The sequence below is a fragment of the Pseudoalteromonas sp. DSM 26666 genome, from assembly GCF_900116475.1.
In the GTDB taxonomy this organism is placed as follows: Bacteria; Pseudomonadota; Gammaproteobacteria; order Enterobacterales; family Alteromonadaceae; genus Pseudoalteromonas; species Pseudoalteromonas tetraodonis.
This window is the reverse complement of the sequence record NZ_FPAR01000004.1, coordinates 218,079-244,876: the sequence shown is the minus strand read 5'-3', so window position 1 is coordinate 244,876 and position 26,798 is coordinate 218,079. Positions and strand designations below refer to the sequence as shown.

General features: G+C 40.8%; 24 protein-coding genes and 1 riboswitch. Of the genes, 18 read left to right on the top strand and 6 right to left on the bottom strand.

Annotated features, from left to right (window positions below):
- Positions 1-4: 4 nt before the first annotated feature.
- From flhA to BM380_RS09305, 12 genes are all read left to right on the top strand, one after another.
- Positions 5-2,080, top strand: a complete 2,076-nt coding sequence (gene flhA, locus BM380_RS09360) for a flagellar biosynthesis protein FlhA (protein WP_090494101.1) — start codon at positions 5-7, stop codon at positions 2,078-2,080.
- A 139-nt stretch (positions 2,081-2,219) separates the two neighbouring features.
- Positions 2,220-2,302: riboswitch (cyclic di-GMP riboswitch) on the top strand.
- A 95-nt stretch (positions 2,303-2,397) separates the two neighbouring features.
- Positions 2,398-3,270 carry an OmpA family protein gene (locus BM380_RS09355; protein ID WP_028835452.1) on the top strand — a complete coding sequence of 291 codons (873 nt, stop codon included), beginning with the start codon at positions 2,398-2,400 and terminating at the stop codon, positions 3,268-3,270.
- Between the two features lie 20 nt (positions 3,271-3,290).
- Positions 3,291-4,604, top strand: a complete 1,314-nt coding sequence (locus BM380_RS09350; protein ID WP_090494098.1) for a sigma-54-dependent transcriptional regulator — start codon at positions 3,291-3,293, stop codon at positions 4,602-4,604.
- Positions 4,605-4,621: 17 nt separating this feature from the next.
- Complete coding sequence (locus tag BM380_RS09345) at positions 4,622-4,945, top strand: flagellar hook-basal body complex protein FliE (protein ID WP_010391195.1); 324 nt, start codon at positions 4,622-4,624, stop codon at positions 4,943-4,945.
- A gap of 8 nt (positions 4,946-4,953) precedes the next feature.
- Complete coding sequence (fliF, locus tag BM380_RS09340) at positions 4,954-6,681, top strand: flagellar basal-body MS-ring/collar protein FliF (protein ID WP_090494096.1); 1,728 nt, start codon at positions 4,954-4,956, stop codon at positions 6,679-6,681.
- A complete protein-coding gene (locus tag BM380_RS09335) occupies positions 6,662-7,681 on the top strand; it encodes a FliG C-terminal domain-containing protein (protein ID WP_090494094.1) in 1,020 nt (339 codons plus the stop codon). Before fliF ends, BM380_RS09335 begins: the two co-directional genes overlap by 20 nt.
- 2 nt (positions 7,682-7,683) lie before the next feature.
- A complete protein-coding gene (locus tag BM380_RS09330; RefSeq protein ID WP_090494092.1) occupies positions 7,684-8,316 on the top strand; it encodes a FliH/SctL family protein in 633 nt (210 codons plus the stop codon).
- Positions 8,309-9,658 (top strand): FliI/YscN family ATPase, encoded by a 1,350-nt coding sequence (locus BM380_RS09325; RefSeq protein WP_090494090.1) that lies wholly within the window; start codon positions 8,309-8,311, stop codon positions 9,656-9,658. The genes BM380_RS09330 and BM380_RS09325 overlap by 8 nt, the downstream gene beginning before the upstream one ends.
- Entirely contained in the window at positions 9,651-10,067 is a 417-nt protein-coding gene (locus BM380_RS09320) for a hypothetical protein (RefSeq protein WP_090494088.1), read from the top strand. Before BM380_RS09325 ends, BM380_RS09320 begins: the two co-directional genes overlap by 8 nt.
- Before the next feature lie 48 nt (positions 10,068-10,115).
- Complete coding sequence (hrpB, locus tag BM380_RS09315) at positions 10,116-12,542, top strand: ATP-dependent helicase HrpB (protein WP_090494086.1); 2,427 nt, start codon at positions 10,116-10,118, stop codon at positions 12,540-12,542.
- A 219-nt stretch (positions 12,543-12,761) separates the two neighbouring features.
- On the top strand, positions 12,762-13,313 hold the full coding sequence (locus BM380_RS09310) for a heme NO-binding domain-containing protein (RefSeq protein ID WP_090494084.1): 552 nt from the start codon (positions 12,762-12,764) through the stop codon (positions 13,311-13,313).
- Positions 13,306-14,256, top strand: coding sequence for a sensor histidine kinase (locus tag BM380_RS09305; protein WP_090494082.1), 951 nt, complete (start codon positions 13,306-13,308; stop codon positions 14,254-14,256). The genes BM380_RS09310 and BM380_RS09305 overlap by 8 nt, the downstream gene beginning before the upstream one ends.
- Before the next feature lie 76 nt (positions 14,257-14,332).
- Here the strand turns inward: BM380_RS09305 and BM380_RS09300 are convergent, their stop codons facing one another.
- Positions 14,333-14,554, bottom strand: coding sequence for a hypothetical protein (locus tag BM380_RS09300; RefSeq protein ID WP_008108632.1), 222 nt, complete (start codon positions 14,552-14,554; stop codon positions 14,333-14,335).
- 192 nt (positions 14,555-14,746) lie between these two features.
- On the opposite strand from BM380_RS09300, the gene BM380_RS09295 reads away from it, so the two are divergent.
- Complete coding sequence (locus BM380_RS09295) at positions 14,747-15,460, top strand: DUF1499 domain-containing protein (protein ID WP_013464411.1); 714 nt, start codon at positions 14,747-14,749, stop codon at positions 15,458-15,460.
- Between the two features lie 119 nt (positions 15,461-15,579).
- Positions 15,580-16,626 carry an NAD(P)-dependent alcohol dehydrogenase gene (locus BM380_RS09290; protein ID WP_013464412.1) on the top strand — a complete coding sequence of 349 codons (1,047 nt, stop codon included), beginning with the start codon at positions 15,580-15,582 and terminating at the stop codon, positions 16,624-16,626.
- A gap of 54 nt (positions 16,627-16,680) precedes the next feature.
- On the opposite strand, the gene BM380_RS09285 is transcribed toward BM380_RS09290, so the two are convergent.
- Entirely contained in the window at positions 16,681-17,886 is a 1,206-nt protein-coding gene (locus BM380_RS09285) for an MFS transporter (protein ID WP_013464413.1), read from the bottom strand.
- Positions 17,887-18,227: 341 nt separating this feature from the next.
- Between BM380_RS09285 and BM380_RS09280 the strand changes: the two genes are divergently transcribed.
- The 3 genes from BM380_RS09280 (at position 18,228) to BM380_RS09270 (ending at position 21,059) form a co-directional block, all read left to right on the top strand.
- A complete protein-coding gene (locus tag BM380_RS09280; protein WP_028835426.1) occupies positions 18,228-18,650 on the top strand; it encodes a hypothetical protein in 423 nt (140 codons plus the stop codon).
- Positions 18,647-18,844 carry a helix-turn-helix transcriptional regulator gene (locus BM380_RS09275; RefSeq protein WP_013464415.1) on the top strand — a complete coding sequence of 66 codons (198 nt, stop codon included), beginning with the start codon at positions 18,647-18,649 and terminating at the stop codon, positions 18,842-18,844. The genes BM380_RS09280 and BM380_RS09275 overlap by 4 nt, the downstream gene beginning before the upstream one ends.
- An 88-nt stretch (positions 18,845-18,932) precedes the next feature.
- Positions 18,933-21,059 carry a TonB-dependent receptor plug domain-containing protein gene (locus BM380_RS09270; protein ID WP_090494080.1) on the top strand — a complete coding sequence of 709 codons (2,127 nt, stop codon included), beginning with the start codon at positions 18,933-18,935 and terminating at the stop codon, positions 21,057-21,059.
- A gap of 106 nt (positions 21,060-21,165) precedes the next feature.
- Here the strand turns inward: BM380_RS09270 and BM380_RS09265 are convergent, their stop codons facing one another.
- Both BM380_RS09265 and BM380_RS09260 read right to left on the bottom strand, forming a co-directional pair.
- The gene (locus tag BM380_RS09265) at positions 21,166-22,509 is read right to left on the bottom strand and encodes a Fic family protein (protein WP_036983282.1); all 1,344 of its coding nucleotides are present in this window, start codon (positions 22,507-22,509) and stop codon (positions 21,166-21,168) included.
- Positions 22,510-22,732: 223 nt separating this feature from the next.
- The gene (locus BM380_RS09260; RefSeq protein WP_090494078.1) at positions 22,733-23,611 is read right to left on the bottom strand and encodes a LysR family transcriptional regulator; all 879 of its coding nucleotides are present in this window, start codon (positions 23,609-23,611) and stop codon (positions 22,733-22,735) included.
- A gap of 111 nt (positions 23,612-23,722) precedes the next feature.
- On the opposite strand from BM380_RS09260, the gene BM380_RS09255 reads away from it, so the two are divergent.
- Complete coding sequence (locus tag BM380_RS09255; protein ID WP_090494076.1) at positions 23,723-24,703, top strand: TDT family transporter; 981 nt, start codon at positions 23,723-23,725, stop codon at positions 24,701-24,703.
- Between the two features lie 76 nt (positions 24,704-24,779).
- On the opposite strand, the gene BM380_RS09250 is transcribed toward BM380_RS09255, so the two are convergent.
- Both BM380_RS09250 and BM380_RS09245 read right to left on the bottom strand, forming a co-directional pair.
- Positions 24,780-26,180, bottom strand: a complete 1,401-nt coding sequence (locus BM380_RS09250) for a pre-peptidase C-terminal domain-containing protein (protein WP_090494074.1) — start codon at positions 26,178-26,180, stop codon at positions 24,780-24,782.
- Between the two features lie 294 nt (positions 26,181-26,474).
- Complete coding sequence (locus BM380_RS09245) at positions 26,475-26,648, bottom strand: DUF2986 domain-containing protein (protein WP_013464421.1); 174 nt, start codon at positions 26,646-26,648, stop codon at positions 26,475-26,477.
- Positions 26,649-26,798 lie beyond the last annotated feature (150 nt).

Genomic DNA, 26,798 nt, shown 5'->3' with positions numbered 1-26,798 from the left:
TAATTTGAACTGGCGCAGTTTTACTCAACCTTACACCGCTATTCCTATTTTGCTGTTAGCTGTTTTGTCGATGGTTATTTTGCCATTACCAGGATGGTTATTAGATGCATTATTTACCTTCAACATTGTATTGTCAGTGATTGTATTGTTGGTAGCGGTGTCTACTAAAAAACCGCTCGATTTTTCTGTATTTCCGACTATTTTGTTAGTCGCCACCTTGATGCGTTTAACCCTAAATATTGCCTCAACACGGGTAGTACTACTACACGGTCATGAAGGCTCAGATGTCGCTGGTCGCGTTATCCAAGCGTTTGGTGAAGTGGTTATAGGTGGTAACTACGTCGTTGGTATTGTGGTGTTTGTCATTTTAATGGTGATTAACTTTGTGGTTATTACCAAAGGGGGCGAGCGTATTTCTGAGGTGGCAGCTCGCTTTACCTTAGATGCTATGCCCGGTAAGCAAATGGCAATTGATGCCGATTTAAATGCCGGATTAATTGGACCTGAGCAAGCAAAAGAGCGACGCAGCACCATAGCCCAAGAGGCCGATTTTTATGGCTCTATGGATGGTGCCTCAAAGTTTGTGCGCGGTGATGCCATTGCCGGTTTAATTATTTTAGTGATTAACCTACTCGGTGGTGTATCAATAGGTGCTTTTCAACATGGTTTAAGCTTAGCCGAAGCGTTTCAACGTTTTGCCCTATTAACCATAGGTGATGGCTTAGTTGCACAAATCCCCTCGTTGCTGTTAGCCGTTGCTGCTGCAATTATTGTTACGCGAATGAACGATGAAGGTGATGTGAGTGAAGCGGTCGGTAAGCAGTTACTTGCCTCTCCACGTGTTATTTTTACCGCCGCTTTAATCATGGTCACGCTTGGTATTGTGCCTGGGATGCCAACTGTCGCCTTTTTAGCATTTGCTGCGCCATTGTTTTATGTTGCTTGGCGATTGCAGCGCTCTCTCCCCAATAACTCCTTAATTGAAGCAGAGCAGATGACCGACACCATTTTAAGTGAGCAACAAGCTAACTTAGAGTGGGGAGATATTTCTCATGTTGATAAGCTGTCGGTTGAGCTTGGCTTTCGTTTGGTTTATTTAGCAGATAAAGACAAAGGGGAAGAGCTGGTAAAAACCTTAAGAGGTGTGCGTAAAAATCTCTCTGAACAACTTGGGTTTTTATTACCGGAGATCAGAATAAAAGATAACCTGAAACTAAATCCACAAGAATACAAAGTAAACTTAGCGGGTGTCCCCGTTGCCAGTGCCAATGTGAATGCCAAAGAGTTACTGGCGTTAAATACCGGGGATGTATATGGCTCGCTAGATGGTGAAATAACCACCGACCCTGCTTATGGGCTTGAAGCTGTATGGATAAAAGATGATAGCAAAACCCAAGCGTTGAATATGGGCTACTCGGTGGTAGATTTAGGCACCATTATTGCCACACACACTGGTAAGGTGATCAAAGAGCATTTAGATGAGCTATTTAGTTATGAGGATGTACAAAAACTCAATGAGCGTTTAAAAGAGATTTCACCTAGCTTAGCGGAAACCTTCGAAAAAGCCTTACCCACTAACTTGCAGCTTAAAGTCATTCGTTTATTGCTTAAAGAGCACATTAGCATTAAAGATATTGTCACCATTGCAGGTACTTTAATAGACAGTGTTGAGGTAACTAAAGATCCTATTCTACTGGTTTCAGATGTGCGCTGTGCTTTGCAAAAAGTATTAGTAAAACAGGTAATGGGTAATCGTGATGAACTCAGTGCTTATAGCTTAGATGAAAAACTAGAAAGTACCTTACAAAGCTCACTCGACCAAGCGATGCAAGCAGGCAAAGTTGTACTGGATAGTTTTGCGGTTGACCCTAATTTACTAGGCCAATTTCAACGCACTATGCCACTGATTGTCGAAGATATGAAATCAAGAGGGGTAACACCTACATTAATTGTGGTGCCACAGTTACGACCCTTGCTGGCACGTTACGCCAAAACCTTTACTAAAGGCAGCTTAGTAGTTCTTTCTTATAATGAAATTCCAGATACCATTCGTGTTGATATACTCGGATCGTTGGGATAATTAGTTAGATTTTATCTATAAAATGAACTTAGCATGAATTTTGTAAGTAATATTTGCAATTAATTCTATTTAACTATAGTCTATTGTTTTTATTATACATAGTTACTAGTTTTTATGTTGGTAAAAAACAATGCATAAGTAAATTAAATGGCAAACTATGCGAAAGCATAGGACGCAAAGCTTCCAGTCTAAGGCAATCGCTACGATCGTGGGGTTACATTAACTTAGTGATATTAATTAATACCTTGTTTGTATTTGTTGTATTTCGCTATTCATTTAAAAAACTTAATTGTTCTCTAAACTTATACGGAATACTCATGAACGGATTTCCTAACATTATTAAATTTGCACTTCCTTGTGCATTATTTTTGACGCAATCAGGGCAGGCTGCAGAACAAAATCTGGTCCAAAGTTATGAAAACTCGACTTGGACTGTTAAGGGCGATTCTTTCGCTTGTTCGCTACAACAGCGCTTTGAAAATTATGCGTTGCTTGAAGTTAAAACCGTGCCAGCACAGCAGCAACAACTTGTGTTTACTTGGCTTTTAAAAGATAAGCCAATAACCCGTTTGCACGTTTCATCACGCAAAGCCGATTGGCAATCAGCAAATACAGTACTCACCCCACTTAACTTCACATCAACAGATATCGAAGACAATAAAGTGCAATTTTCAGCGGATGTAAGCGCTTTACTTCGTTTAATTAAGCAAGGTGGTTGGTTAGACACTTTAGTCAGCTTTAAAGATGAGCAGTTGCGCCTAACGTTTACCAATACCCATAGCGATGAAATAGTTGCAGATTATCAACAGTGTTTAAATAACCTTTCTCCGCTTTCTTGGGAGCAAGCACGTGATCATCAGTTACAGTTTGCCAGCGGGCAGCGCACGGTAACAGCTGAAAAAGACTTAAAATTTCTAAAGGATTTAGTGCGTTATATTTCTTTAGACAATCGCGTTAGTAAAGTACTTGTGGATGGCCACACCGATAATACAGGCTCGCCGCTATCTAATCGGCTGCTTTCAAAAGAAAGAGCGGATGACGTAGCTTCAAGACTCATTGAATTTGGTTTGCCCAAAGACATGTTAGAAGTGAGAGCGCATGGTCAACGCTACCCCATTATTAAAAATTCAAAGCAGGGCGCATCGTCTAATCGCCGTGTTTTAGTTCGTCTTTTCAGACACTCAAGTTAATTGCATCGTAAGGGAATTATATGAGTCAAAGATACCTCTTATGGATCAGTGAACAACAGCCAACGCCTGAAATTCAGCAAGTTGTATTTGCCGAAAATTTTAAGTTTTTGCATACAAACTCTATCAGCGATGCGGTTAGTCACTGTCTTATTAGTAAACCTGAGCTCGTGTTTGTTGATGCTGATACTCAACAACTCGAGCTTGTTGAATTAGTAAAATTACTGCGCAAAACATGCCCAACCTCACAAATTGTTACTTTAGTGGATTCATCGCAAAGTGAAATTGCTTCAAAAACAATTAATACCGGTGGCGCTGTTGATTATCTCTTAAAACCTTTCTTTGCTGAACAGCTTAAAAAAACAATCAGAAACACTGATTCAATGAAGCATGGGTTTGAAGATTTAATCGCTGTTTCTACTAAATCACAGCAAGTATTACGTTTAGCCAACCGCGCTGCACATACCTCAGCAGGCGTGTTAATCACCGGCGAGTCTGGAACAGGTAAAGAGAAGCTCGCGCACTTTATTCATAAAGCTTCAGATCGCAAAGATAAGCCATTTATTGCAGTTAACTGTGCTGCTATCCCAGAAAATATGCTCGAAGCTATGTTATTTGGATTTAATAAAGGTGCGTTTACCGGCGCTGTAAATACCCAGCCAGGCAAATTTGAATTAGCCAATGGCGGTACTATTTTACTCGATGAAATAACTGAGCTACCGCTCGATTTACAAGCTAAGTTACTGCGCGTATTGCAAGAGCACGAAGTTGAAAGACTGGGTAGTCATCAAAAAATCAATTTAGATATACGCATTATTGCCGCCTCCAACCGCGTACTGCGTGAACAGGTTGAGCAAGGCGCTTTTCGTGAAGACTTATTTTATCGTTTAGATGTATTACCACTTAGTTGGCCTGCACTTCGGGATCGTGTTGATGACATCATCCCATTGGCTTATCACTTTATCAAAAAATATGGCAACTCTGAGTTTCATATTAGTAAACAAGCAGAAGATGTGATGCTTTGTTACAACTGGCCAGGGAATGTGCGTGAAATTGAAAACGTAATCCAACGCGCCTTAGTGATGGCAAGAGGGGCAGAGATTCAGGTTGAAGACTTAAATTTACCGCAATGCTCACCGGCGGCGGCAGCTTATTGTGCCACCCAGTTAAAAGAAAATAAAAAGCAGGCAGAATTTGATTACATATACAGTTTGTTGAGTCGATTTAAAGGGCATCGCACCCAAACAGCACAGGCGCTTGGGGTAACTACCCGAGCATTAAGATACAAAATTGCCGCAATGCGTGAATGCGGTATTGATATTGATGCAATTGCATAATTTGAAGGAAAAATAAAATGTCGCCAATTGAAAGTCAACAAATGATGCTGGGCAAAATGATGGACATGCAAAAAATTGCAGGTCCAGAAAGTATAGAGCCGGCTGCTATCAGTAATCAAAATGTAAATATTAGTGAAGATTTTAAGCATGTTATTCGCTCTATCAACGCCCAACAAAATATTGCCGGTGAGATGGTTAAAGCCGTTGATACCGGTGAAAGTGAAGACGTAGTAGGGGCGATGATTGCCAGTCAAAAAGCAGGGCTTAGTTTTTCTATGCTAATGGAAATGCGCAATAAAGTGCTCAATGGCATTGATGATGTCATGCGCATGTCACTGTAGAGGCTGATATGAAAGGAGAATTAACAAAAGTACCTGAGCAAAATGAGAGTAACCTAAAAGAAAGAGTGGTTAATCTCTCAAATAAATTAAATTTTGGCAGCTCAGGTGACAGAAGTGTCGCGACCATTGCTCTACTAGCGACATTAGTAGCGGCAACCATAGTCCTTATTTTATGGACATCGGCTAAAAACTACGTGCCGCTCTACGGTAACCAAGAAAGCTACGATAAAGCCAATATTTTAGAGATTTTAGATAAAGAGCAAATCACTTTTCGCATTGATACCGATAGCGGCAATATTTTGGTTCCTCAAGAAAAGCTGGCGGATGCACGTATCACGCTTGCGGCCAGAGGAATAAAAGCCTCTATGCCTGAGGGAATTGAAAATATTAGCGATAAAGTGTCTATGGGCACCAGTCAATTTATCGAATCTATGCAATACCAGCATGCCTTAGAAGGTGAGCTGGCGCGCACCATTATTAACATGCAAGGTATTCGCAATGCGCGCGTGCATCTAGCAGTTCCCAAGCGCAGCTTGTTTGTTGGTCGTACTGAGCAAAAAACCGCAGCGTCTGTGATGGTTGATTTAGCGCCAGGCCATGAGCTTAAACCGGAACAAGTGGAAGCCATTATTGCACTGATTATTGGCAGTGTGCCAGGGCTTGATTCTCGTTCTGTGTCGGTGGTGGATCAGCGCGGTAAACTACTCAGCGGCGACTTATTTGATACCACCCCAGTAGGCAAAGAAACCGATAAAAAACTCGCCTTTATCGAAAAAGTTGAGCGCAACATAGAGCAACGTGCCTCTATTATGTTGTTGCCCATTTTAGGCGAAGGCAATTTTAGAATTCAGGTTTCAAGTGATGTTGACTTTAGCGTGGTAGAAGAAACCCGTGAAATGGTTGACCCACAAAATGTATTAACACAAGAGTTTATTAAATCTGATAGCACCCTAGATCAGCTGGCGGCGGGCATTCCGGGTTCTTTAGCTAATGAGCCACCAGTGCCTAATGAACAAGCTGAAGATGAAAACAACGAGCGTACTTCACAACGAAGTGAGAGCAAGCGACAGTTTGAAAATGGCCGCTCAGTCACTCACACCCAATTTGAAGTAGGCCGAATTAAAAACATGAGCTTATCGGTACTTATTAATGAGCAAGTAGCAGGCACTGCTGATGGCTGGAGTGAAGCAAAGCTCGCTTCATTAGGTGAAATGGTAAAAAAAGCCACGGGGTTTAACGACGCACGCGGCGATCAATTCAACATAACCAGCTTTGCCTTTGTAGAACAAAAAATACTCGCCCCAGGTGAAGGCCTTGAGTGGTGGCAAATGCCAGAGCTTAAAGAGTATGCCCGTTATATTGTTGGCACTTTAATTAGTTTATTGCTGATTTTATTTGGCGTGCGTCCATTAGTTAATCATTTAATAAAAGGCAAAAGTAACGACGCAAATATCGCCATGGCAACCACAGATAATGAGGTTAAGTCAGCCTCTGCAACAGAAAGACAAAGCAGCCCGCTTGATGAAGCCATTAATGCGAAATCGCAAATAGAAAACTTAACTGCCAAAGAGGGCGCAAACGAACATCAAAATATGTCGTTACCGCAAATAGGCAATGACTTTGAAGAACAGATAGCGCACATGCAGTTACTTGCTAATAAAGAAACCGAGCGCGTAACGTCAGTAATAAAGTATTGGGTAGAACAAGGAGTTGAAATTGAATCAAGAAAAGCTTGATAAAGGCTCACAATTGCCGGCATTAGATCGCGCCGCTATTTTATTGCTAAGCATGGGCGAGGAAAACGCCGCCAGTGTTATTCGTAAATTAGGCCGCCGTGAAGTGCAGGCTATTTCTGAGCGCATGGCTAAAATTTCAAACGTTACTCAACATGATGTTGCAGGCACCTTGAGTGAATTTTTTGATTGCTATCGCAATGAAAGTGGCGTCAATGGTGCATCGCGTGTTTATTTAGAGCGAGCACTCGATAAAGCTGTCGGTAGAAAGCTTGCCAAAACTATGCTTGATGATATTTATGGTGGTGCCATGAATGACGATTTACGTCGTTTAGAGTGGATCCCGCCTGAACTTATCGTGCGCTTTTTAGAGCAAGAACACGTGCAAATGCAAGCGCTGTTTTTGGCTTTTTTACCGCCAGAGCAAGCCTCTGCCATTATTGTGCTGTTTCCAGAATCTAAACACGATGACTTACTTTATCGTATTGCGAGTCTTCGTGAAGTGAGTGAACACGTTATTGATGATGTGCGCTTAACGCTTGAGTCGTGTATTGAATTTGTTGGTCGCCAAGTGGGCGCGCAGGTTAATGGTGTGGATAAAGCAGTTGAAATTATGAATCGTTATAACGGTAATAAGAGTCAAATTATCGAACTAATGAAAAAACATAACACTAACGTGGCTGATGAAATACAAGAAAAAATGTACGATTTTGACAGCTTAATTAAGCAAACAGACGAGACATTAACCTTGCTACTTAATGACATTCCTGATGAGTTATGGACGATGTCATTAAAGGGTGTGAACAATGAATTTTTAGCGCGTGTTTTAGGTGCACTACCTAAACGTTTAGCGCAAGTGTACCAACAGCAAATAGACGGCTTAAGTGCACAACCACTGAGCAAAGTCATTGCCGCCAGAAAAGAAATTATGTCGATTGTCAGAGACATGAGCAAACAAGGTGATATTGAATATCGCTTATTTGAAGAAGAGACTGCAGGCTAACTATGAGTCAAGCATTTAGGTTTCCCACTTTAAATAAAAATGAGCAACATCAAACGCTGCAAGAGCGTTTAGATGCTGCTCAGCGTATTGGTTTACAGCAGGGCTATGAAGAAGGGCTCGCGCAAGGGGCTGCCAATAAGCAAAGCGAATTAGAGCAGCAAATGGAGCAACAAATAGAGTTGCGTGTTACTGAGCGTCTTGAGGCGCAAAAAACACAGCTTATTGAACGTTTTAACACTTTATTTGATAAAGCGAATAACGAACTACTTAACTTTAATGATGAGTTTAAACAAGACCTTGCCTTGATGATAAGCAGGTTAGCAGAGCACGTTATTGACTGCGAGCTAAAAGTACGCCCCGAAATACGCGCGCAGCTGATTGAAAAAGCCATTACCTTGCTTAGCAATCGCGATGTAGTAACAAAAGTTATGATCTCAGGGGCTGATCGCCACTGCTTTAATGATGCGCGTTTAGCTGAATTTTCGGTGCCGGTTTACTTTGATGAGGCTCTGATCAGTGGAGACGTTGAACTGGTGGCAGAGCAACAAACACATCGGTTTTCTTTTTCAGAGCGCCTACAAAGCTTACTGGATGAAGTGATACCTGAAATACTCAAAGCGCAGCCACATGACTAACCCCCTACACACTAGCTTAAAATCTGCGCTGACAGCGCTAACCCCGCCTGAATTAGTTAAAAGCTATGGTCGTTTAACGCGAGTAAATGGTTTAACACTTACCGCGACGGGTGGGCAATTCGCTATGGGCGAAAAGTACCAAGTTGAGAGTGTTGACGGTCACTGGTATGACGCTGAAGTTGTGGGTTTTAATCTAGATGAAGCCTATTTAATGCCCTTGAAAAAAATACAAAATTTATATTCTGGTGGGCGAGTCAGGCCGGTTATAAAAAACAGCCATGTGGCTATTTCAGAAAAGCTATTAGGGCGAGTAATTGATGCGCAAATGCTACCCATTGATAACCTAGGCCCACTTGAACAAGACAGCACAAAAAGCGCCAGTAAATTGGGTAACGATTATTCTTTAACGCCACTGGAGCGCAAAGGCGTTACCGAGCCGTTAGATGTGGGTATTCGCGCTATTAATAGCCTATTTAGTGTGGGTAAAGGCCAGCGTTTAGGGTTATTTGCAGGTTCGGGTGTGGGTAAAAGTAAATTACTTGGCATGATGACCCGCTTTACCTCGGCCGATGTAGTCATTGTAAGCCTAGTCGGTGAGCGTGGTTGGGAAGTAAAAGATTTTATTGAGCAAAGCTTAGGTAAAGAAGGGTTAAAAAAGGCTATTGTGATTGCATCCCCAGCGGACGATTCTCCCTTATTGCGTATTAAAGCCGCCGAGCTTAGTCATAAACTGGCGGCCTATTTTAGAGATAAAAACTCAAATGTATTGCTATTAATGGACTCATTAACCCGCTATGCGCAAGCACAGCGTGAAATTGGCCTATCGGTAGGCGAGCTGCCCGCATCTAAAGGGTACCCGCCATCGGTATTTAGTAAATTAACCCAGTTGGTTGAAAGCTCCGGTAATAGTGAAAAAAGTAAAGGCAGCATGACCGCCATTTATACGGTATTAGCTGAGGGGGATGATCAACAAGACCCAATAGCCGATAATGCCAGAGCAATTCTTGATGGCCATATAGTATTGGATCGCACATTAGCAGAAAAGGGCCACTATCCGGCCATTAATATTGGTTCATCGATTAGTCGAGTGATGCCAAATATAGTGAGCGATGAGCAATTGAGCTTTTGTTATAAATTGAAAAAACTTTATAGCCGCTATATGCAAGTACATGAGCTTATTCCTTTAGGGGCGTATCAGGCAGGTAAAGATCCGGAACTCGACAGTGCGGTAAATTTGTATCCACAAATCGAATCATTTTTATGCCAAGGATTGAACGAACAAGTGGATTTCTCACAGTCAGTGAATCAGTTAAATGCAGTGATGGGTGAACTGAATGCTTAATAAATTTTTAGGATTACAACAACAAAAATTAGATAAAATGCTGGCCGAGCAAACTCAATTACAACAAAGAAGTAACTTAGAGCAGCAGCGACTATTGCAGCTACAGCAGCACATAAACAGTATGGATAAAAACCAGCAAATGAGCTCAGCGATAAGCTTACAAAATTTATCAGGGATGAAACGCATTTTGTCTGGTTTGTCAGCGCAGCAACAAGCGCGGATTAATGATTCACAGCAAGATGAATTACGTCAACAGCAAGCTTGTTTTAAGCAAATGAGCTTTACCAAAGGCATAGAAGGGATAGTGAGTAATAGGCATCGTGCTGATCAAAATAAAGCGCAGCAGCAAGAGGCTAAAATATTAGACGAAATGATAAGCCAAGCACATAGCCGTACCCTGCATAAATAACTGCTAATTTTTGCTACAATGGCGGCAAAGTAATTTAGGGTAAATAGCGTGCTGCCGGTTCAAGAAATATATAACTCACTTATTGATGCATTAAAAGCCAACCCAATCACCTTACTGCAAGCGCCGCCTGGTGCAGGTAAATCAACGTGGTTGCCATTACAGCTTATGCGCGATGGGCATTATAAACACATAGTGATGTTGGAGCCGCGGCGCTTAGCTGCACGTAATATTGCCAATTACCTAGCCCAATGCCAAAACGAATCCCTTGGACAAAGTGTTGGTTTACGGGTGCGAGGTGAGAGTAAAGTAAGTGCGAACACGCGCCTTGAAATAGTCACCGAAGGCATGCTGACACGCATGTTACAAAATGACCCTGAGCTCAGTGATGTTGATTTACTGATTTTTGATGAGTTTCATGAGCGCTCTATCGCAGCAGATACCGCGCTGGCTTTTGCTTTAGAATCGCAAGCGGCGCTACGTGAAGATTTAACCATTATGCTGATGTCGGCCACCCTCGATAGCGATCGTTATACCGCATTTTTTAATTGCCCAGTTATTCAGTCAAGCGGGCGAAGTTACCCGATTGACGAAATATATTGCCCAATAAAAGATGAAAGCCGCTGGCTTGATGCTATCCCTTCAATAATAAAACAAGCACTCAATGAGCAAACCGGCAGTGCGCTGGTATTTTTACCCGGCCAACGAGAAATACTGCGCGTGCAACAAGCATTGAGCGACTTACCTAGCAACTTCCTAGTTGCCACATTATTTGGTGAGCAAGATAAAGCCAATCAACAAGCTGCAATAGCACCTGCGCCTCAAGGGATGCGAAAAGTAGTACTGACCACCAATGTTGCCGAAACCAGCTTAACCATTGAAGGCATTCGAATTGTGATTGATAGCGGCAAGCGCCGTGCAGCCAGCTTTAATTTAAAAACCGGTGTAACTGAGCTGACGACTCAAAGTATATCTCGTTCATCGGCAGTACAACGCGCAGGGCGTGCAGGACGAATAGAACCAGGGGTTGTGTATCGTTTAGGTTCAAAACAAACTTTTGAGCGACGAAACAGCCACGATAACCCTGATATTCTTACCTCAGATATTAGCCAACTGATGCTTGAGGCGAAGCAGTGGGGCGCAAGCATTAGTGAACTCACCTTACTTGACCCGCCGAGTGAGCAACAATGCAACCAAGCTACCAATTTATTATCTATGCTTGAAGCGATAGATAGCCACGGTAAGCTCACCGCACTGGGGAGTAAAATGTTGGGCTTTGGTGCCGATATTCGCCTAGCGCACATGTTATTAAAAGCGCAAATGCTAGAACCACAGTTAAGTGGGATTTATCGCTTAGCTATTTATTTAGTCGCCTTACTAGAAAGCCGAGTTAGTACTGCCAATGAGCTCAACCTAGCACTGCATAGTCAACAGCAGCGTCCGCATCCTGTGTTTAAGCAACAATTAAATTATTGGTTAAAACGCTTAAAATTTACCGACAGCAAAACAGATTTAAACACCGATCATTTAAGCTTATTAGTGTCGCTTGCCTACCCAGATCGCATCGCTAAAAAACGTGGTAATGGCTACTTACTTGCTAATGGCGCAGGGGCCGAGCTAAACCCTGACTACTGGCATAATGACGAATATATAGCTATTGCCAGTATGGGCGGACACAAAGGCGGGCGAGTTTTTGCGGCCACGGCGCTAAATCCAGTAGCGCTTAAAGAGTATTTACCGCATTTATTCACTGAGTTGACCCGCTGCGAGTTTGATGAAAAAGCTGCTCGGTTTATTCATCAAGATGAAGTAAAACTTGGAGAAATTACCCTTAGCAGCCAACCAAGTAAACATAAGCTTGATAAAACAGAGCGTGCCAAGGCATGGCTTAGTGTGTTTGCCAAGCAGGGCTTTTCACTGTTTAACGAGCAAAAAGAAAGTGAGCAGTTACTTATTAGAATGTGCCTAGCCAGCAAATTGATGCCAGAACAGTTTCCTGTTATTAATCAGCAGCAGCTCATTGAAACAGCAGGTGATTGGTTAGGGGTATACCTTGAAGATATTAAAACCCTTGAGCAACTTAAAAAGTTTAATTATTTTGAGGCACTACAAAACAGTTTTAATTGGCAACAGCAAAGCGAGCTAAAATCTTTACTCCCACTGCGACTAACAGTACCAAGTGGCTCTAACATAAAAATTGAATACCAACTTGATGGACCTGCCAAGCTTAGTGTGCGCATGCAAGAGGTATATGGTTTAACCAGTACACCTATGCTAGCTAACGGTAAATTAGCATTGCTAATGGAGTTGTTATCGCCAGGCAAGCGTTCACTACAGTTAACCCAAGACTTAGCACATTTTTGGAATAGTAGTTACCGCGAGGTACAAAAAGAGATGAAAGGGCGCTACCCCAAACATTTTTGGCCAGACGACCCTGCCAATAGCCTTGCCACCAATAGAGTAAAAAGCAGAATGTGAGCACGCTTCCTTAATGTCACTTAATGTTAAACGTTGACCATGCAAATAACGAACATTTTTGGGCGTTTTACAAGCACTAAACTATTATTACTTTAATGCTGATATTTTATAGGGTAAGACTTATTACCCTAGTGTACATATGAGCCGTAAGGTAGCGAGCGTTTGTAACTAATTGAAGATGCAGCTAACAATCTAAAAGTGATAATAGAGGGAACATGCATGAAAGGCGTTATCTTTAGAGGGCTTGAAGCACTGGTTATTGAAAAATGTGGCATGGCTGCATGGGACGACTTACTTGAAAAAAATGCACCTGAGGGTCGTGTTTATATTTCTGCAGAAAGTTACCCGGATGAAGAAATAGTTGGTTTAGCCCAAGATGTAGCAACTGCACTTTCTATGTCTATGCCAGAGGTATTAAAGGCCTTTGGAGAGTATTTATTTTCTCACTTAAAGGCACGTCATCCAAGCATTGTTGCTAACTTTAATTGTTTTGCTGATCTCATTATTGGTATTGATAAAGTAATTCATGTTGAAGTAGCTAAGCTTTATCATGAGCCTAATTTACCTGAAATTGACGCCCAAATTATTGAAGACGGGTTTATTTTAATGCGTTACAACTCTAAGCGACAGCTTTGTATGTGCGCCGAAGGGCTTATTTTTGGTGCTGCGACTCATTATGGGGTTGATGCTAAACTTAATCATGCCCAGTGTATGCATGATGGGTTTGATTCGTGTTTAATTGAAATAAAATATGAGACTCCCCATGGCTGAAGACGACTACAATTATAAAAAAGCGTATTTGCGCGAAAAATCAGCCAGAGATCAATTAGAAACCCTACTAGAAGACAAAACACGGGCATTGTTTATTGTTAATCAAGAGCTGGAAGAAAAGCTCGAAACGGTTAAAAACCAACAAATAACCTTAATGCAAAGTGAAAAAATGGCCACGCTAGGGACACTCTCTGCTGGGATGGCCCACGAAATAAATAACCCGCTTGCTTACATAACCAGCAATGTAGAAAGTATAAAATTTATAAAGCCCGTGTTGGTTTCGTTAATGACGGCGGCTCAACAATTTGTAGATAAATCGATTTCAGTATCGCAGTTAGAGTCTATTTTAGTTCAGCTCAATCAAGAGAACGATTTAAGCTTTATTGTGGACGATATTGATGACTTAGTTGATGATACCCAAGAGGGATTAGAACGTATCGCTCATATTGTTAATAACCTTGTTGACTTTGCAAGCCTAAAAGACAACGTAACTGCAATGGCAGATATTACAGAATCACTCAATGGCACACTAAAACTACTCGACAACCAGCTAGGGGCATGTGCTATAGAGTTACACATTGAAAAGTTACCTCTAACACGGTGTAATATATCATCGATGAAACAAGTGTTTGTAAACTTATTAATTAATGCCAAACACGCCTGCGACGATTTGCGCGATCAGCAAGGAAAAATAAGAGTTAAGCTGTTTGCCAATGAAAACAATATTTACATAGAGGTGGCAGATAACGGCTGTGGAATGGACGCTGATACACTTAAACAAATGTTCGATCCCTTCTTTACCACTAAACCCGTAGGCCAAGGCACTGGTATGGGAATGGCTATAGTTTACAATGTACTTAAAGAGCACAATGGCACTATAGAGGTTGAAAGTAAAGTGGGTATGGGGTCTTTAATACGTTGTGTAATACCTATTGCTACATAACTTTGTAAGCTTAAAGTTTACAATGCAGGCATGGCTACAAAGTGTGTTGTGGCTATTGAGCGTAGGTATAAGTATCTTAACTCGATACTTCTTGTCCGCCGTGTTGCTCGGCTAAATCATCAAGTTCGGCAACCGTATAATCAAATCCGCTTTCATCATATTCGTAGCTTACTTTAACGCTGTCGCCGCCATTAAAAAGACGTGTTTTTACGTCATTGACTGGCCAATCTTTTAATTCGTGTAAAAAGCGGTTGGCTACTTGTGATGACTCAAACCGATAACTAATCTCTGTTTTCATAAATAATAATACCCTGATAATTTTACCCCCGTAGTTTGTTGATTTTTACCAAGGAGTCAAGTTATCAACTTTAAAAGGGCAATAAATTATGACTTTATAGATACTTATCGGTCATAGTAATCTAAATTGGAGTGTTAACAGTATAAAGCTTGTTTAAAAAACAATAACCATATAACAATAACGGAGTAGGCAATGAAACATTTAGTGACCTTAGTTGGGCTTATCGCTTTTTTAATGGTGGTACTACCGGGACCTCTTTATAAATTTAATATTGTTGAACTAGGTACTGCCTTTGCTGGTTTTAGATTAGGCGTTTATGTTGGTGGGGCAGCATTAGCCTTATTATTAGTTCAAGTGCTATTCATGCGTAAAACAGTGAGCCTAACCAGTGCAGTGGTCACGGTTATTTTTGCAGCTGTTGCGATTGCAATGCCGATTAACATGATGAATACAGCAAAAAGTGTTCCGCCAATTCATGATATTTCTACCGATTTAATTAACCCACCTAAGTTTGTTGCGGTTGTGCCTTTGCGTGCTGATGCACCTAACCCTGTTGCTTACGCGGGTGAAGAAACGGCAGCGCAGCAACGTGAAGCGTACCCAGAACTAAAACCGCTCGAGTACAACCAAACCCAAACAGAGCTGGTGGCAGCAATTACTAAAGCCATGGAAAACTTAGGCTGGGAACTGGTTAATAGTGATGTTAATAATGGCATTGTTGAAGCAACAGACACCACGACCTGGTTTGGCTTTAAAGACGATGTTGTGGTTCGTATTAACGATAAAGGCAGTAAGCGTGTGGTCGACATACGTAGTAAATCACGCATTGGTAAAAGTGATTTAGGTAAAAATGCACAGCGTATTAAAACACTGATTGACGAGTTAAATGCCGTTGTTGTGGAATAATTGAATACTAATAAACAGCCCTGCACTTTATGGGGCTATTTGCAGTTGCACATGATCAGCTTATGTTCATAGCTGACAATGCATACTGTGGATGATTTTTAATAAACTATGGAGTTATTATGAAAACAGTCGGATATGCAGCAAAAAGCCAAGGTTCTGAGCTTACAGAGTTTTCTTTTGAGCGCCGCGATTTACGAAATAACGATGTAGCAATAGAAATTTTATATTGTGGTGTGTGCCATTCAGACTTACACGCAGTGCGTAACGACTGGGGGGGTAGTAATTACCCATTAGTTCCTGGGCACGAAATTGTAGGTAAAGTAATATCAGTCGGTAGTGATGTAAAAAAATACAAACAAGGCGATACCGTTGCCGTAGGGTGTATGGTTGACTCCTGCCAAAGCTGTGACCAATGTGATAATCACGAAGAGCAATTTTGTCGTGAAGGCATGGTCGGTACTTACAGCGGGACCGATAGAGTTAACGGCGAAATGACTCAAGGTGGTTACTCTAAACACGTTGTAGTACGCGAAGAGTTTGTATTATCAGTGCCTGAAAACTTAGAATTATCGCGCGTGGCGCCGTTACTTTGCGCCGGTATTACTACTTATTCACCATTACATAAATGGGGTGTAAAAACAGGTAGCCGTGTTGCAGTGGTAGGCCTTGGTGGATTAGGTCATATGGCGGTTAAAAATGCAGTAGCAATGGGTGCAACCGTTACTGTTATTGGTCGTACTGAGTCTAAAAAAGAAGATGCAATTAAGCTCGGCGCACAGCATTATTTAGTATCAAACAATGATGATGAAATGAAAAATGCGCAGTCAGCGTTTGATGTCATTATTGATACCGTGCCTGTAAAGCATGACTTATCAATTTACACACCACTACTTGATATCGATGGTACCTTGGTTATTGTTGGCCAAGTAGGCCCAGTAGATGAGCTAAACACAGTTCCTCTTTTAATGGGTCGTCGTCGTGTGGCTGGTTCGTTAATTGGCGGCATTGCAGAAACACAGCAAATGCTTGATTTTTGTGGTGAGCACAACGTACTGCCAGAGTGTGAAATGATCAACATAGACGAAATTAACACCGCTTATGAGCGTATGGAACGCTCTGATGTGCGATACCGTTTTGTTATTGATATGTCATCTATTAGCGTTTAATACGCTAAAGAGTAAAATGTAAAAAAAGCCGCTTAGCGGCTCTTTTTGTTTTTATTAACAAGGCTGTGCCTGTTTAGTTTTGTTGCCGCTAATTTGTATATAACTAAGCAGCCACATTAACAGCCCACCTAAAAATAAAGCCGCAGCAACATAGCCTGTTTGATTTGGCGCTGCCCCTTTTGCAATAGCAATGCCGCCAACCCAAGGGCCAATAGCATTTGCAATATTAAACGCACACTGCACTAATGCCCCAATCATGGCGTGGCCGTCAGGTGATACATCCATTAATAGCGTTTGCACTAAGGTTGATAGCCCTAAGCTGCAGCCAATAAAAAATATAACCGCATACAGCAGATAAATATTATAGCTGGCACTTACATATGCAAATGCAAAAACAATGGTAGAGGCAAGCGTAAATCCGGTGGTTTTTATCGCTGATTTATCGGCAGCTTTACCTAGCACGTAATTACCGAGCGTAGAGCCAATACCAAACATCACCATAGCAATTGAAATTGTATAGGGCGCGCTCTGAGTGACCTCTAAGATCGTATCGGCCACATAGGTATAAATACAAAATACGCCACCAAAGCCAATAATAACAATCCCTAATATTGACCAAACCAGTTTGTTTTTTAGCACCCCTAATTCGTTGAGTAAGTTAGAAGTATGGGTGTTTTTAACATTAGGCACCACGTTATACACAAAAATAAAGGCAATAAACGCCAACACCCCAGCCGCAGCGAGGCAATAACGCCAACTAAGATTTTGCCCAACCAATGTCACCACCGGCACACCAACGATAGTGGCTATGGTTAAGCCCATAAACACTTTTGACATAAAGCTAGCGCGTTTTCCTTGCGGTGCTATATCAGAGGCCAGTAATAACGCCGCACCAAAATAAGCGCCATGGGGAAGGCCACTTAAAAACCTAAACAGCACCAGTTGTTCTAACGAGGTCGCTAATGCACTTAAACTGTTTGAAATACACATTAAGCTTAAAAATAATAATAGCGCTCGTCGTTTTCGCATATTTGCCGTTGCCAACATTAAAATGGGTGCGCCAACCACCACCCCAAGAGCATAAGCACTAATAGCATAACCACTTTGTGACGGGGTACTGCCAAATGCCTCACTAATTAATGGCAACATAGGCATCATAGAAAATTCAGATAACCCCAAAATAAAAGTACCCAACGCCAGCACAATTAAAATAGCGGTTCTATTGGGCTGCCCCGACGGCGATGTAGTATCAACGGCCATATAAAATCCTTGAAGATAATAAATAAAATTTAATAACAAACTAAACGCCAGTGCGTTTAAAAATAAAGCACACACGCTTATTTAGTTGAATGTGGAAATGAGGAGTAAAGAGGCGTGCATTTTAAATTAAAAGCTCTCTTTCGTCATGGACTAAACCATAATTTAAGATGAATAAAATTTAACTTAAGCCAACCAAAGGATGGTTAAGTAAGTTCAGCAAAGTATTAACGCAATCAAAAATAAGCAGTGTTAAATTTAAAATGTAATGTTAACTTGACTTTTTGTAAGGCATGAATGATATTTGTAAAGTAAACATTACTTTTAAAAACAGGATAAAGGCAATGAAAGCAGAATTAAATTTAAAACAACGCCAAATTAAAAATACCAGTTACCTAGCTAAATGGACCTTAATATGGCTTTTTACTTTAGCTATTTGCAGCTTTGGCCCCACTTTAATTTGGGATCGTTCAGCGCTAATTAGTGGCTTTTTTATTATTATAAATTTGGCTGCTGGCGTAGGGATGATTTTAGCCAACAAGCGCTATTTGCAAGGCATGGATGAATTAATGCAAAAAATACATCTCAGTGCCATGGGGTTTACCTTAGGTGCAGTGTTAGTAGGCGGGCTGGCATACACCAATTTACAATTGAGTGGTTTAATTGATTTTAAAGCGCAAATACCCGACTTAATGTTTTTAATGGGGGCGGTGTATTTAATTAGTGTGTATGTGCTTAATAAACACTATTGCGCAGGTGATGAATGAAAAATAGATTAAAAGTGTTAAGAGCCGAGCATAATTTCACTCAAGCAAAGTTGGCCGAGCTGTTGGATGTATCGCGCCAAACGATTAATGCCATTGAAAAGGGCAAGTTCGATCCCAGCTTGCCACTGGCTTTTAAGGCCGCAAGGTTGTTTAAACTTAAAATAGAAGACATTTTTGATGACGAACAGGGTTAAAAATTAACAAAGTGCGACAATATGTCGCGCTTTTTAACTTGCCGCAGCACGTATAATTTACCCACAAAATTTTTGTGGTAAATCAATAATGACTGATAAAAAAAATCCCCTAACCTCCTATTTAGTATCGCCTTTGGCACTTGTTATAAGTGGCGTACTATCGCCTGTTGCCTTTGCAGATGACGCCTCAATTGAAGTGATTGAAGTACACGGTCAAGCACAAAACAAACACCTATCGTTAGGTTCATCTGAATCGTTATTAACTGATTTAGGTGTGGACTTTTCAGCCGCCGGTGGTATGGCTAACTTACCTGTTTTAAATGGTTTAATGGGCGATAGAGTGGCGGTACTGGTCGATGGAGCGCAAATCACCGCCGCCTGTGCCAATCAAATGAACCCGCCACTGTCGTATATTTCAGCCAATCAAATTAGTAGCTACAAAGTGGTTGCAGGTATTTCTCCGGTAAGCGCGGGAGGCGATAATATTGCAGGGGTGATCGCGGTTAATTCTATTTCACCTCAGTACAGTGAAAGCAAGCAACTTGGCTGGCACTCTGGCTACGTATCAGCCCAATACAATACGCTAGATAACGCCAAAAAGGTAGGCGCGGGCATGCGCATTGCCAGCGACGTATTCAGTTTTAATTATCAAGGTGCGTTTAGCGATGCTAACAGTTATGAAGATGGTAACGGCGATTTAGTGCTCGATACCCTGTACCGCGCGCAAAACCATAGTTTAAGCGCTGCCATGCGCGATGATAAGCAACAATTAGTTGTTAAGCTAAGCCATCAAAAAATACCCTATCAAGGCTTTGCTAACCAATATATGGATATGACAGATAACACCAGCTATGGCGCTGTTGCCCAGTATAAGCGTGCTTTTACAAACAGTGAGCTTGAAGCGCAGTTAAATTGGCATAGCGTAAAGCATGAAATGGGCTTTTTCAGCGCAGAAAAAACCGGAAAAATGCCAATGGAAACCGACGCCGAAGATATAAGCACTCAGTTAAAATGGCGATTAGCGCTTGATAACAACAGCCAGTTATTACTCGCCCAAGAGTACCATTATATGAATATTGATGATTGGTGGCCTGCGGTTGAAGGCTCAATGATGATGGGGCCAAATGACTACAACAATATTAATAACGGCCGGCGTCAGCGTATTGCCCTGCTCGCTGAATATGAAAGCCAATTAAATACTCGCTGGTGGTTAAATGCAGGCGTTCGATTTGAAAATGTAATAACCAATACCGACGATGTACAAGCATATAACGCAGGTATGGTCGCTATGAGTGCGATGGCCATGGCGGTGCCAAGTGATGCAATGGCCGCTAAAGAGTTTAATGATCAGAACAAAAAACAAACAGATAACCTAGTCGATGCAAACGTGCTGATTAACTATCAACTAAGCAATAATGACGAGTTACAAATTGGTTTAGCTCGTAAAAATCGCGCACCTAATTTATACGAACGTTACAGTTGGGGGGTGGGCAATATGGCCACCACCATGATAGGTTGGTACGGCGATGGTAATGGCTATATTGGTAACATTGCCCTTAAACCTGAAACCGCACATACGCTTAGCACTACGTATACCCGTATGGCTAAAGACGACAGCTGGCGTATCAGTGCTAATGCGTGGGTGAGCGATGTAAATGATTATATTGACGTCAACAGAGTAAGAAGCTTTAACCGCACAGCGCTTGCTGCCAATACTCGTAATGTACTTATGTTTAATAACGTAGATGCCACGCTTTATGGAGTAAAGCTAGATGCGGTTGCTACTCTGCACGAGTCTAAGCAGTCTGGTAGTTGGTCGTTAAAAGCTAACATTACCAATACCCGTGGTAAGCGCGACGATAGCAATCAGCCGCTTTATCAAATTAAGCCACTGCAAACCCAATTTGCGATTAACCAGCAAATAGGCCGCTTTGAAAACGCACTCACGTGGCAGTGGGTCGATAGTAAAACCCGCGTAGATAAAAACCGCCTAGAAAACCAAACCGAGCAGTATCATTTACTTAATTTAAGCTCAAAAGCCAGTTGGGATGCATTGACTGTGAGTGTTGATATTACCAACCTGCTTGATGAGTATTATGAATTACCACTGGGCGGCGTAAGTATTGCTGAGTTTAAACAAGATTCAACGCAGGGGTTCAATCAATTAGCAGGACAGGGTCGTTCTATTAATTTGGCTATGAGTTACGCGTTTTAAGATGAGAGAGTAAGTTAGTGTGAGCTGTCAGATTCGATTTTTGGTTAATCGAATCTGACAGTTTAAGTTGAGAAAGTTACTTTTTTATTATGGCGGCTACTAATAATTAATTTACTTTCAATCTATTCATTAAGTCTGATGGAGCAAAGTACAAAATAGTTCTACCGTCTTTTGTGGGTAAAAGCAGTTTCAAATCTACTAATTTATTTAAATATCCTCTCGAAGTATTTTCAGATATACCGTAAGAATTTGCAGTTTCTTTAACTGTAAAAATTCTCCCAGGCTCTTTTGTACCTTTTTTGACAAGATCCTTTTGCACAAAGTTTAATATATTACTGAACTTTGAATTTTCTAAAATTTGAAGTACTTCATTAAATTCTTCGGTTTTAGATTTAAGATATTCTTGTAGTTCTTCAAAAGCATCTAAAATTACATCAAGTTGAAAATCGATAAAATATGTCAAATCGTTTTGATCTCTTTCTGTATACATGTAAGAAAGGCCGTAGCCTTTAGGGTCGTCTTTAAGTAATTTACTGATTGATATATACCTGAAAAGCTCATATTCATTTTTAAGCATAAACCAGTAAAATAGTGCTCTCGCAGTCCTCCCATTCCCATCTCTAAAAGGGTGCTCATAACCGATCATAAAATGAAGGATAATTGCTTTGATTACTGGGGGAATAAACTCACCACCATTCATTCCAGAGTGGTCTTCATTTGCAAAATCACAAACACATTGAAGTCGTTCAGAGATTTTCTCAAAGCTAGGTGGTTGATGAGCAATTTCTCCTCTATCATCTTCTACATATATATCATTATCCTCTCTAAATTCACCAGGGATAACATTATTTTCCGTAGTTAAATTAGTGGCCTTTTGGTGGAATTCTAGAATTAGATCTAAGGTTAAATCTGCTTTAGCTTTTTTCTCGGCAAGCTTCAAAAGAAAGAAGTTATTGAGAATCATTCTTTCATCTTCATCTACAGGCTCTCTTTCATCCTCCAGCATTTTTTTTGCTACTTCTCTTGTAGTCGAGGCACCTTCAAGTTGGGCACTTGTTATAGCTTCTTCCATAATTAGAGAAGAGACCAAAAACTTACGTTGAATTTTATCTGATGCGGCTTTATCAGCTACAGCACCAACACTACCACCAGCAATTTTAATAATCTTATGAAGCTTTGCTTCCATTGAATGCGGTGTGCAGTATGAAAATAAATTATCTTTATCACATCTTAGTGGTATGTACTTCATTTGCATTGTTCTTTTGAACTTTATAGCAGACCAAATATCTTTTGCTTCAGCTTGAGGGACTCTCCATTTTAATAGACTCCAATGTAAATAATGTCCTTTTTCATCTGTAGCGTCATATTTGTTAATGTATTTGCCTATTTTTTCGTAGTCTACATTCGAAAGTTCAAATTTGGGTGCTCTTTCAACACTTGGTTTAGCCATGTTAACTCAAATATTTTTTTTTGCGTTTTGTTTGTTTAATAATGACACTTAAAACGGAAAAGTCAATTTATCCTTTTTGAAGTTAAGGAGGTGAAAAAGATAAATGTAGCCTTTATCTGAAAGGCACTATCCGATGATTTCAACCCCCATTATTAATAGACTTTCTCCCAGAAAGTGGTATTTGATTTAAGATAAAAACTATAACACACGCGAAAAGAGTAGATTAATTGTGAACGCAAAAATCTATAAACTGCGTTAACAGCGGATTTTTGTATTTGTCTTTATGCATTACTAACCAAAATTGCCTTTGCATAGGGTGGTTTAAATTAAGTTTTGTAACGCGGCCATCTTGTAAAGCGTACTGTGCCGCGAGTGACGATAAACATCCCAGCCCTAACCCTTCAGCAACGCTGTTGATCAATGCCTCTGTGGTATTGAGCTCAAAACTTTGGCTCCAATTATCGATATGTGTAGCGAGGTTTTGTAAAAAGAATGAGCGTGAACCAGAGCCAGCTTCCCTTAATACCCATTGACTGTTTGCTAAGTCATTAAAACTAAGCTGTGGTTTTTTAGCTAAAGGATGGGATAGCGGTGCAATAATACACATGGTGTCTTGACTAAACACGGTTGAGATTAAGTCGCCTTGATGTGCTTGGCCTTCAATAAGTGCTATATCGAGCTCGTAATCTATAAGTTTTTGACAAATAAGCTCAGAATTTGAAATAAAAACCTGCTGAGAATAATGCTGCTGTTGTTGGCGAAATCTACTGAGTATTGAAGGCAAAACATGATTACCAATGGTATCGCTAGCACCTATTTTTAACGTGCCACTGGCTTTTGCGTGGGACGAAAAAAGCGTATTAATATCATTTGCTCTGTGCAGTAATTCATCGGCCAGGGGCAGTAATTTTTGCCCTTCTTGATTTAAAATTAAGCGATGATTTACCCGGTCAAACAGTGGGTGGCCTAATTGTTTTTCAAGCTCGCTAAGAGACATACTGAGTGCCGCTTTAGACAAGTAAAGTCGCTCTGAGGCTGCGCTAAGCGTTGTATGCTGGGTAATACCTACAAACACTTTAAGTTGTTTAAGAGAAATATTCATGAGCTTGGTGTTTAGTTTTTCTGAACGTATGTTCTATATAATTAGATTTAACTAAACAAAATGCAAGGTTAAACTTCTTTATAAGATAAACAGTGAGTGTGGAGTATAAACATGTTTAATTGTATAAAAGCCAAAGTAATAACCGCACCCACCCCAATGGGGGGATTAGCATTAGGCATAGCCAGCCTTGGTTGGGCTTGGGAAAATATGTTTAATGTAAATGGGGCAGCGCAATACACTGGGGCGGCAATTGCGAGCGTATTATTGTTAATACTTGGCTTAAAATTTTTACTGCACCCGCAATTACTAAAAGCCGACTTAGCGCACCCTGTTGTAGGCAGTGTGGTGCCTACTTTTGCTATGGCAACGTTGGTGGTATCTAATTCGTTAGGACACGTTAATCCATTAGCAGGGGATGTGCTTTGGGTAGGCGCATTTTTATTGCATTTGGGATTTTTATTGAGCTTTATTATTCATCGTGTTCGTGAGTTTAAAATTGAACACATGGTGCCAAGTTGGTTTGTACCACCGGTGGGGATTATTGTTGCCGATGTCGCGTTCTCGGGTAACCCAGCACTGCTATTTTTAGCACAAGGGGCACTTTATTTTGGCATGTTAATGTACGCAGTTATGTTGCCGTTAATGATTTACCGGATAATATTTGCTGAGCAAATTCCTGATGCTGCACAGCCTACACTGGCTATTTTAGCGGCGCCAGCAAGTTTATCGTTAGCGGGGTATTTCACTGTGGTGACCCAACCGTCACCAGTGATTATTGGGGGTTTATTTGGTATTGCCATACTAATGACACTCATTATTTATACGGCATTTTTTAAATTACTACGCCGCAGGTTTTGCCCAGGGTTTGCTGCATTTACCTTTCCCATGGTCATTGGTGCTACAGCGTTATTTAAACTCGCGGATTGGATGCTAACGATGAACGTGGATATGCAGTTTATAAATCAAATACATTACTTAGCGGTATTTGAGCTGCTAGTAGCAAGCGCTGTGGTTGGCTATGTAGCGATCCGTTATACGCATTATTTTAACCCTTTGACTTCAAAGTGGCTTGAATATAAAACGAATAGGTAATTATCAGGTTTTTGTTTATTTAGTTATTATTTTTGCGACAGTTAAAAAAGAGCCCAAAGGGCTCTTAACTGGGGGATTAATAAGGATTGATAGGGGAATAGAAGTTGTTGTTATTACCATTAATGCTCACGTCTAGTTGCATACCATTATGAGCGTGGCTAACCACATTGTAATTATCACCAGGTAGTAGCTTTATTCTATTAACATTTTGATAGTTAACAGCACTGCCACATTGCAATGTTACTCTTTGCGTATTAGCCGTTTCTTTAAAGATGTAAACTTCATTGCTGCCGTCAACAACACCTGTACCAGAGGCATCGATGAACAGTGAGGTTGCCTCACTGGCTGCAATAGAAAAGTACTGATTGCTGTGATGGCCTAAAGACACGATGGCGCGCCCCATTCTGTCACGTTCTTGGAAGTGCGTATCGGTTAAGCTATTGTCTAAAACAGGCACATCAATAAAGCGACTGCTGAAGTTAAGTGTTTCGTGGCAAAAGTCAGTGACTACTTCATCGGATACTGCACCAGCAACGCCATCTGGGTCGTACACGCTGTTTGCCATTAATGCCATGCCTGCAGACGTTCCGCCAACGACACCGCCCTTATCAAAAACGTGTTGCACAGCGGTTTGTACTTTTGTACCTTGCCATTGATTAAGATAATCAGATTGGTCACCGCCTGCAATCCATACAAATTCAGCACTGCGGATAGCCCAGTCAACATAGTCATCATTCGCTTTGTTGCGAGTATCAATGATCAGTGTTTCTACTGAGTCGGCATTCATTAAGTTCAGTAAATAATTGTTATAGGCGTCAGTACCTGAGGTTCTAAGCACAACAACATCGACACCGCTGCCAACATGGTTGGCAACGCGATTACTAAATGCTTGATCAACATCGCTGCCACCACCCATCAGTAATACAGCACCTTGATCAGCTGTTAATGTGCTACATGAATCAGCACTGCCACCTTGTAAATATGCTTGTAATGAACCTGGTTTTGCAGGGCGAGAACTATAGCCACAATCACCGTTACCACTTCCGCCACCGGTGTTACTACCTTCACCAAAATTGACTGTTAGATCGTACCAACCTGTACCCGAGTAACGCGTTACTTTTACATAATAAGTACCCGTTGATTGCGCGTTATAACTGCCTGTTTCTGGTACATTACTGGTCGCTCCTTCGGCTAGGGCCGAACCCGTTTCTTGATATAATGCCCAGTCAAAGTCATCACGAGTATGATGGTCAAGATTAACTTCAATAGGTCCGGTTTGCGTTAGTTCGAATCTAAACCAATCAGTATCATTTCGACTCAACGAGCCTGCAATGGTGGTATTACTACAAAGTGGGGAATTTGCATTGCTTTCAGTGTCGTTTGATTCAACTTCGTTTGTTAAACAAGCATTACTTGCAAACGAAAAAAACATGCACGCGGCTAGTGATCCATTAAGAATTGAGAGTTTTCTTTTCATTATTGTTACCTGAATTTTAATTACATAGAAGCCTTCCTACTGCGAGGCATTATTGCTTTTAAATTATTCAGGTTTTTTTATTCGTCGAACCATTCACTTAAATGATAGTCGACAGAACATTCTTGAGGAGCACTAGGAGTGATAATAAATAGTTTGTTCATTTATGCCTCCTAAGTGATTATTGGTGTGTTTCAGCATTGTTGCTGAATGTTCAATATTACAGTTAGGTGTTTAGTTTGCAACTATTTATTAACTTTTATTTTACTTTTGTTCCAGGCTTTTGTTTTTATTGATTTATAAACATGTTTCATCGTTTATAGACTCTATTTGCTGTTCTTGAGCCAGTAATGCTAATTTTTCACGTTCAGCTTTAGACACATAAGCAGGTTTATTACTTTTATGTAATTTTGCATTTGCGCGCTTATCTTTGTTATTAAACTTTGTAATGATCTTTTTTCTGCGATTCATGATTAACCCCGTAATTTTAAGGTGCGCATTATACAGGCATCTTTAGTAAAGCTGTTAGATAAATATAGTGGCGGTTTTACGCTCTGTCGCAAAGCGTTGTTTGTTATTAAACAAGGGCGTTATAATTATGGTTCTTGGTTGTTAATTAAA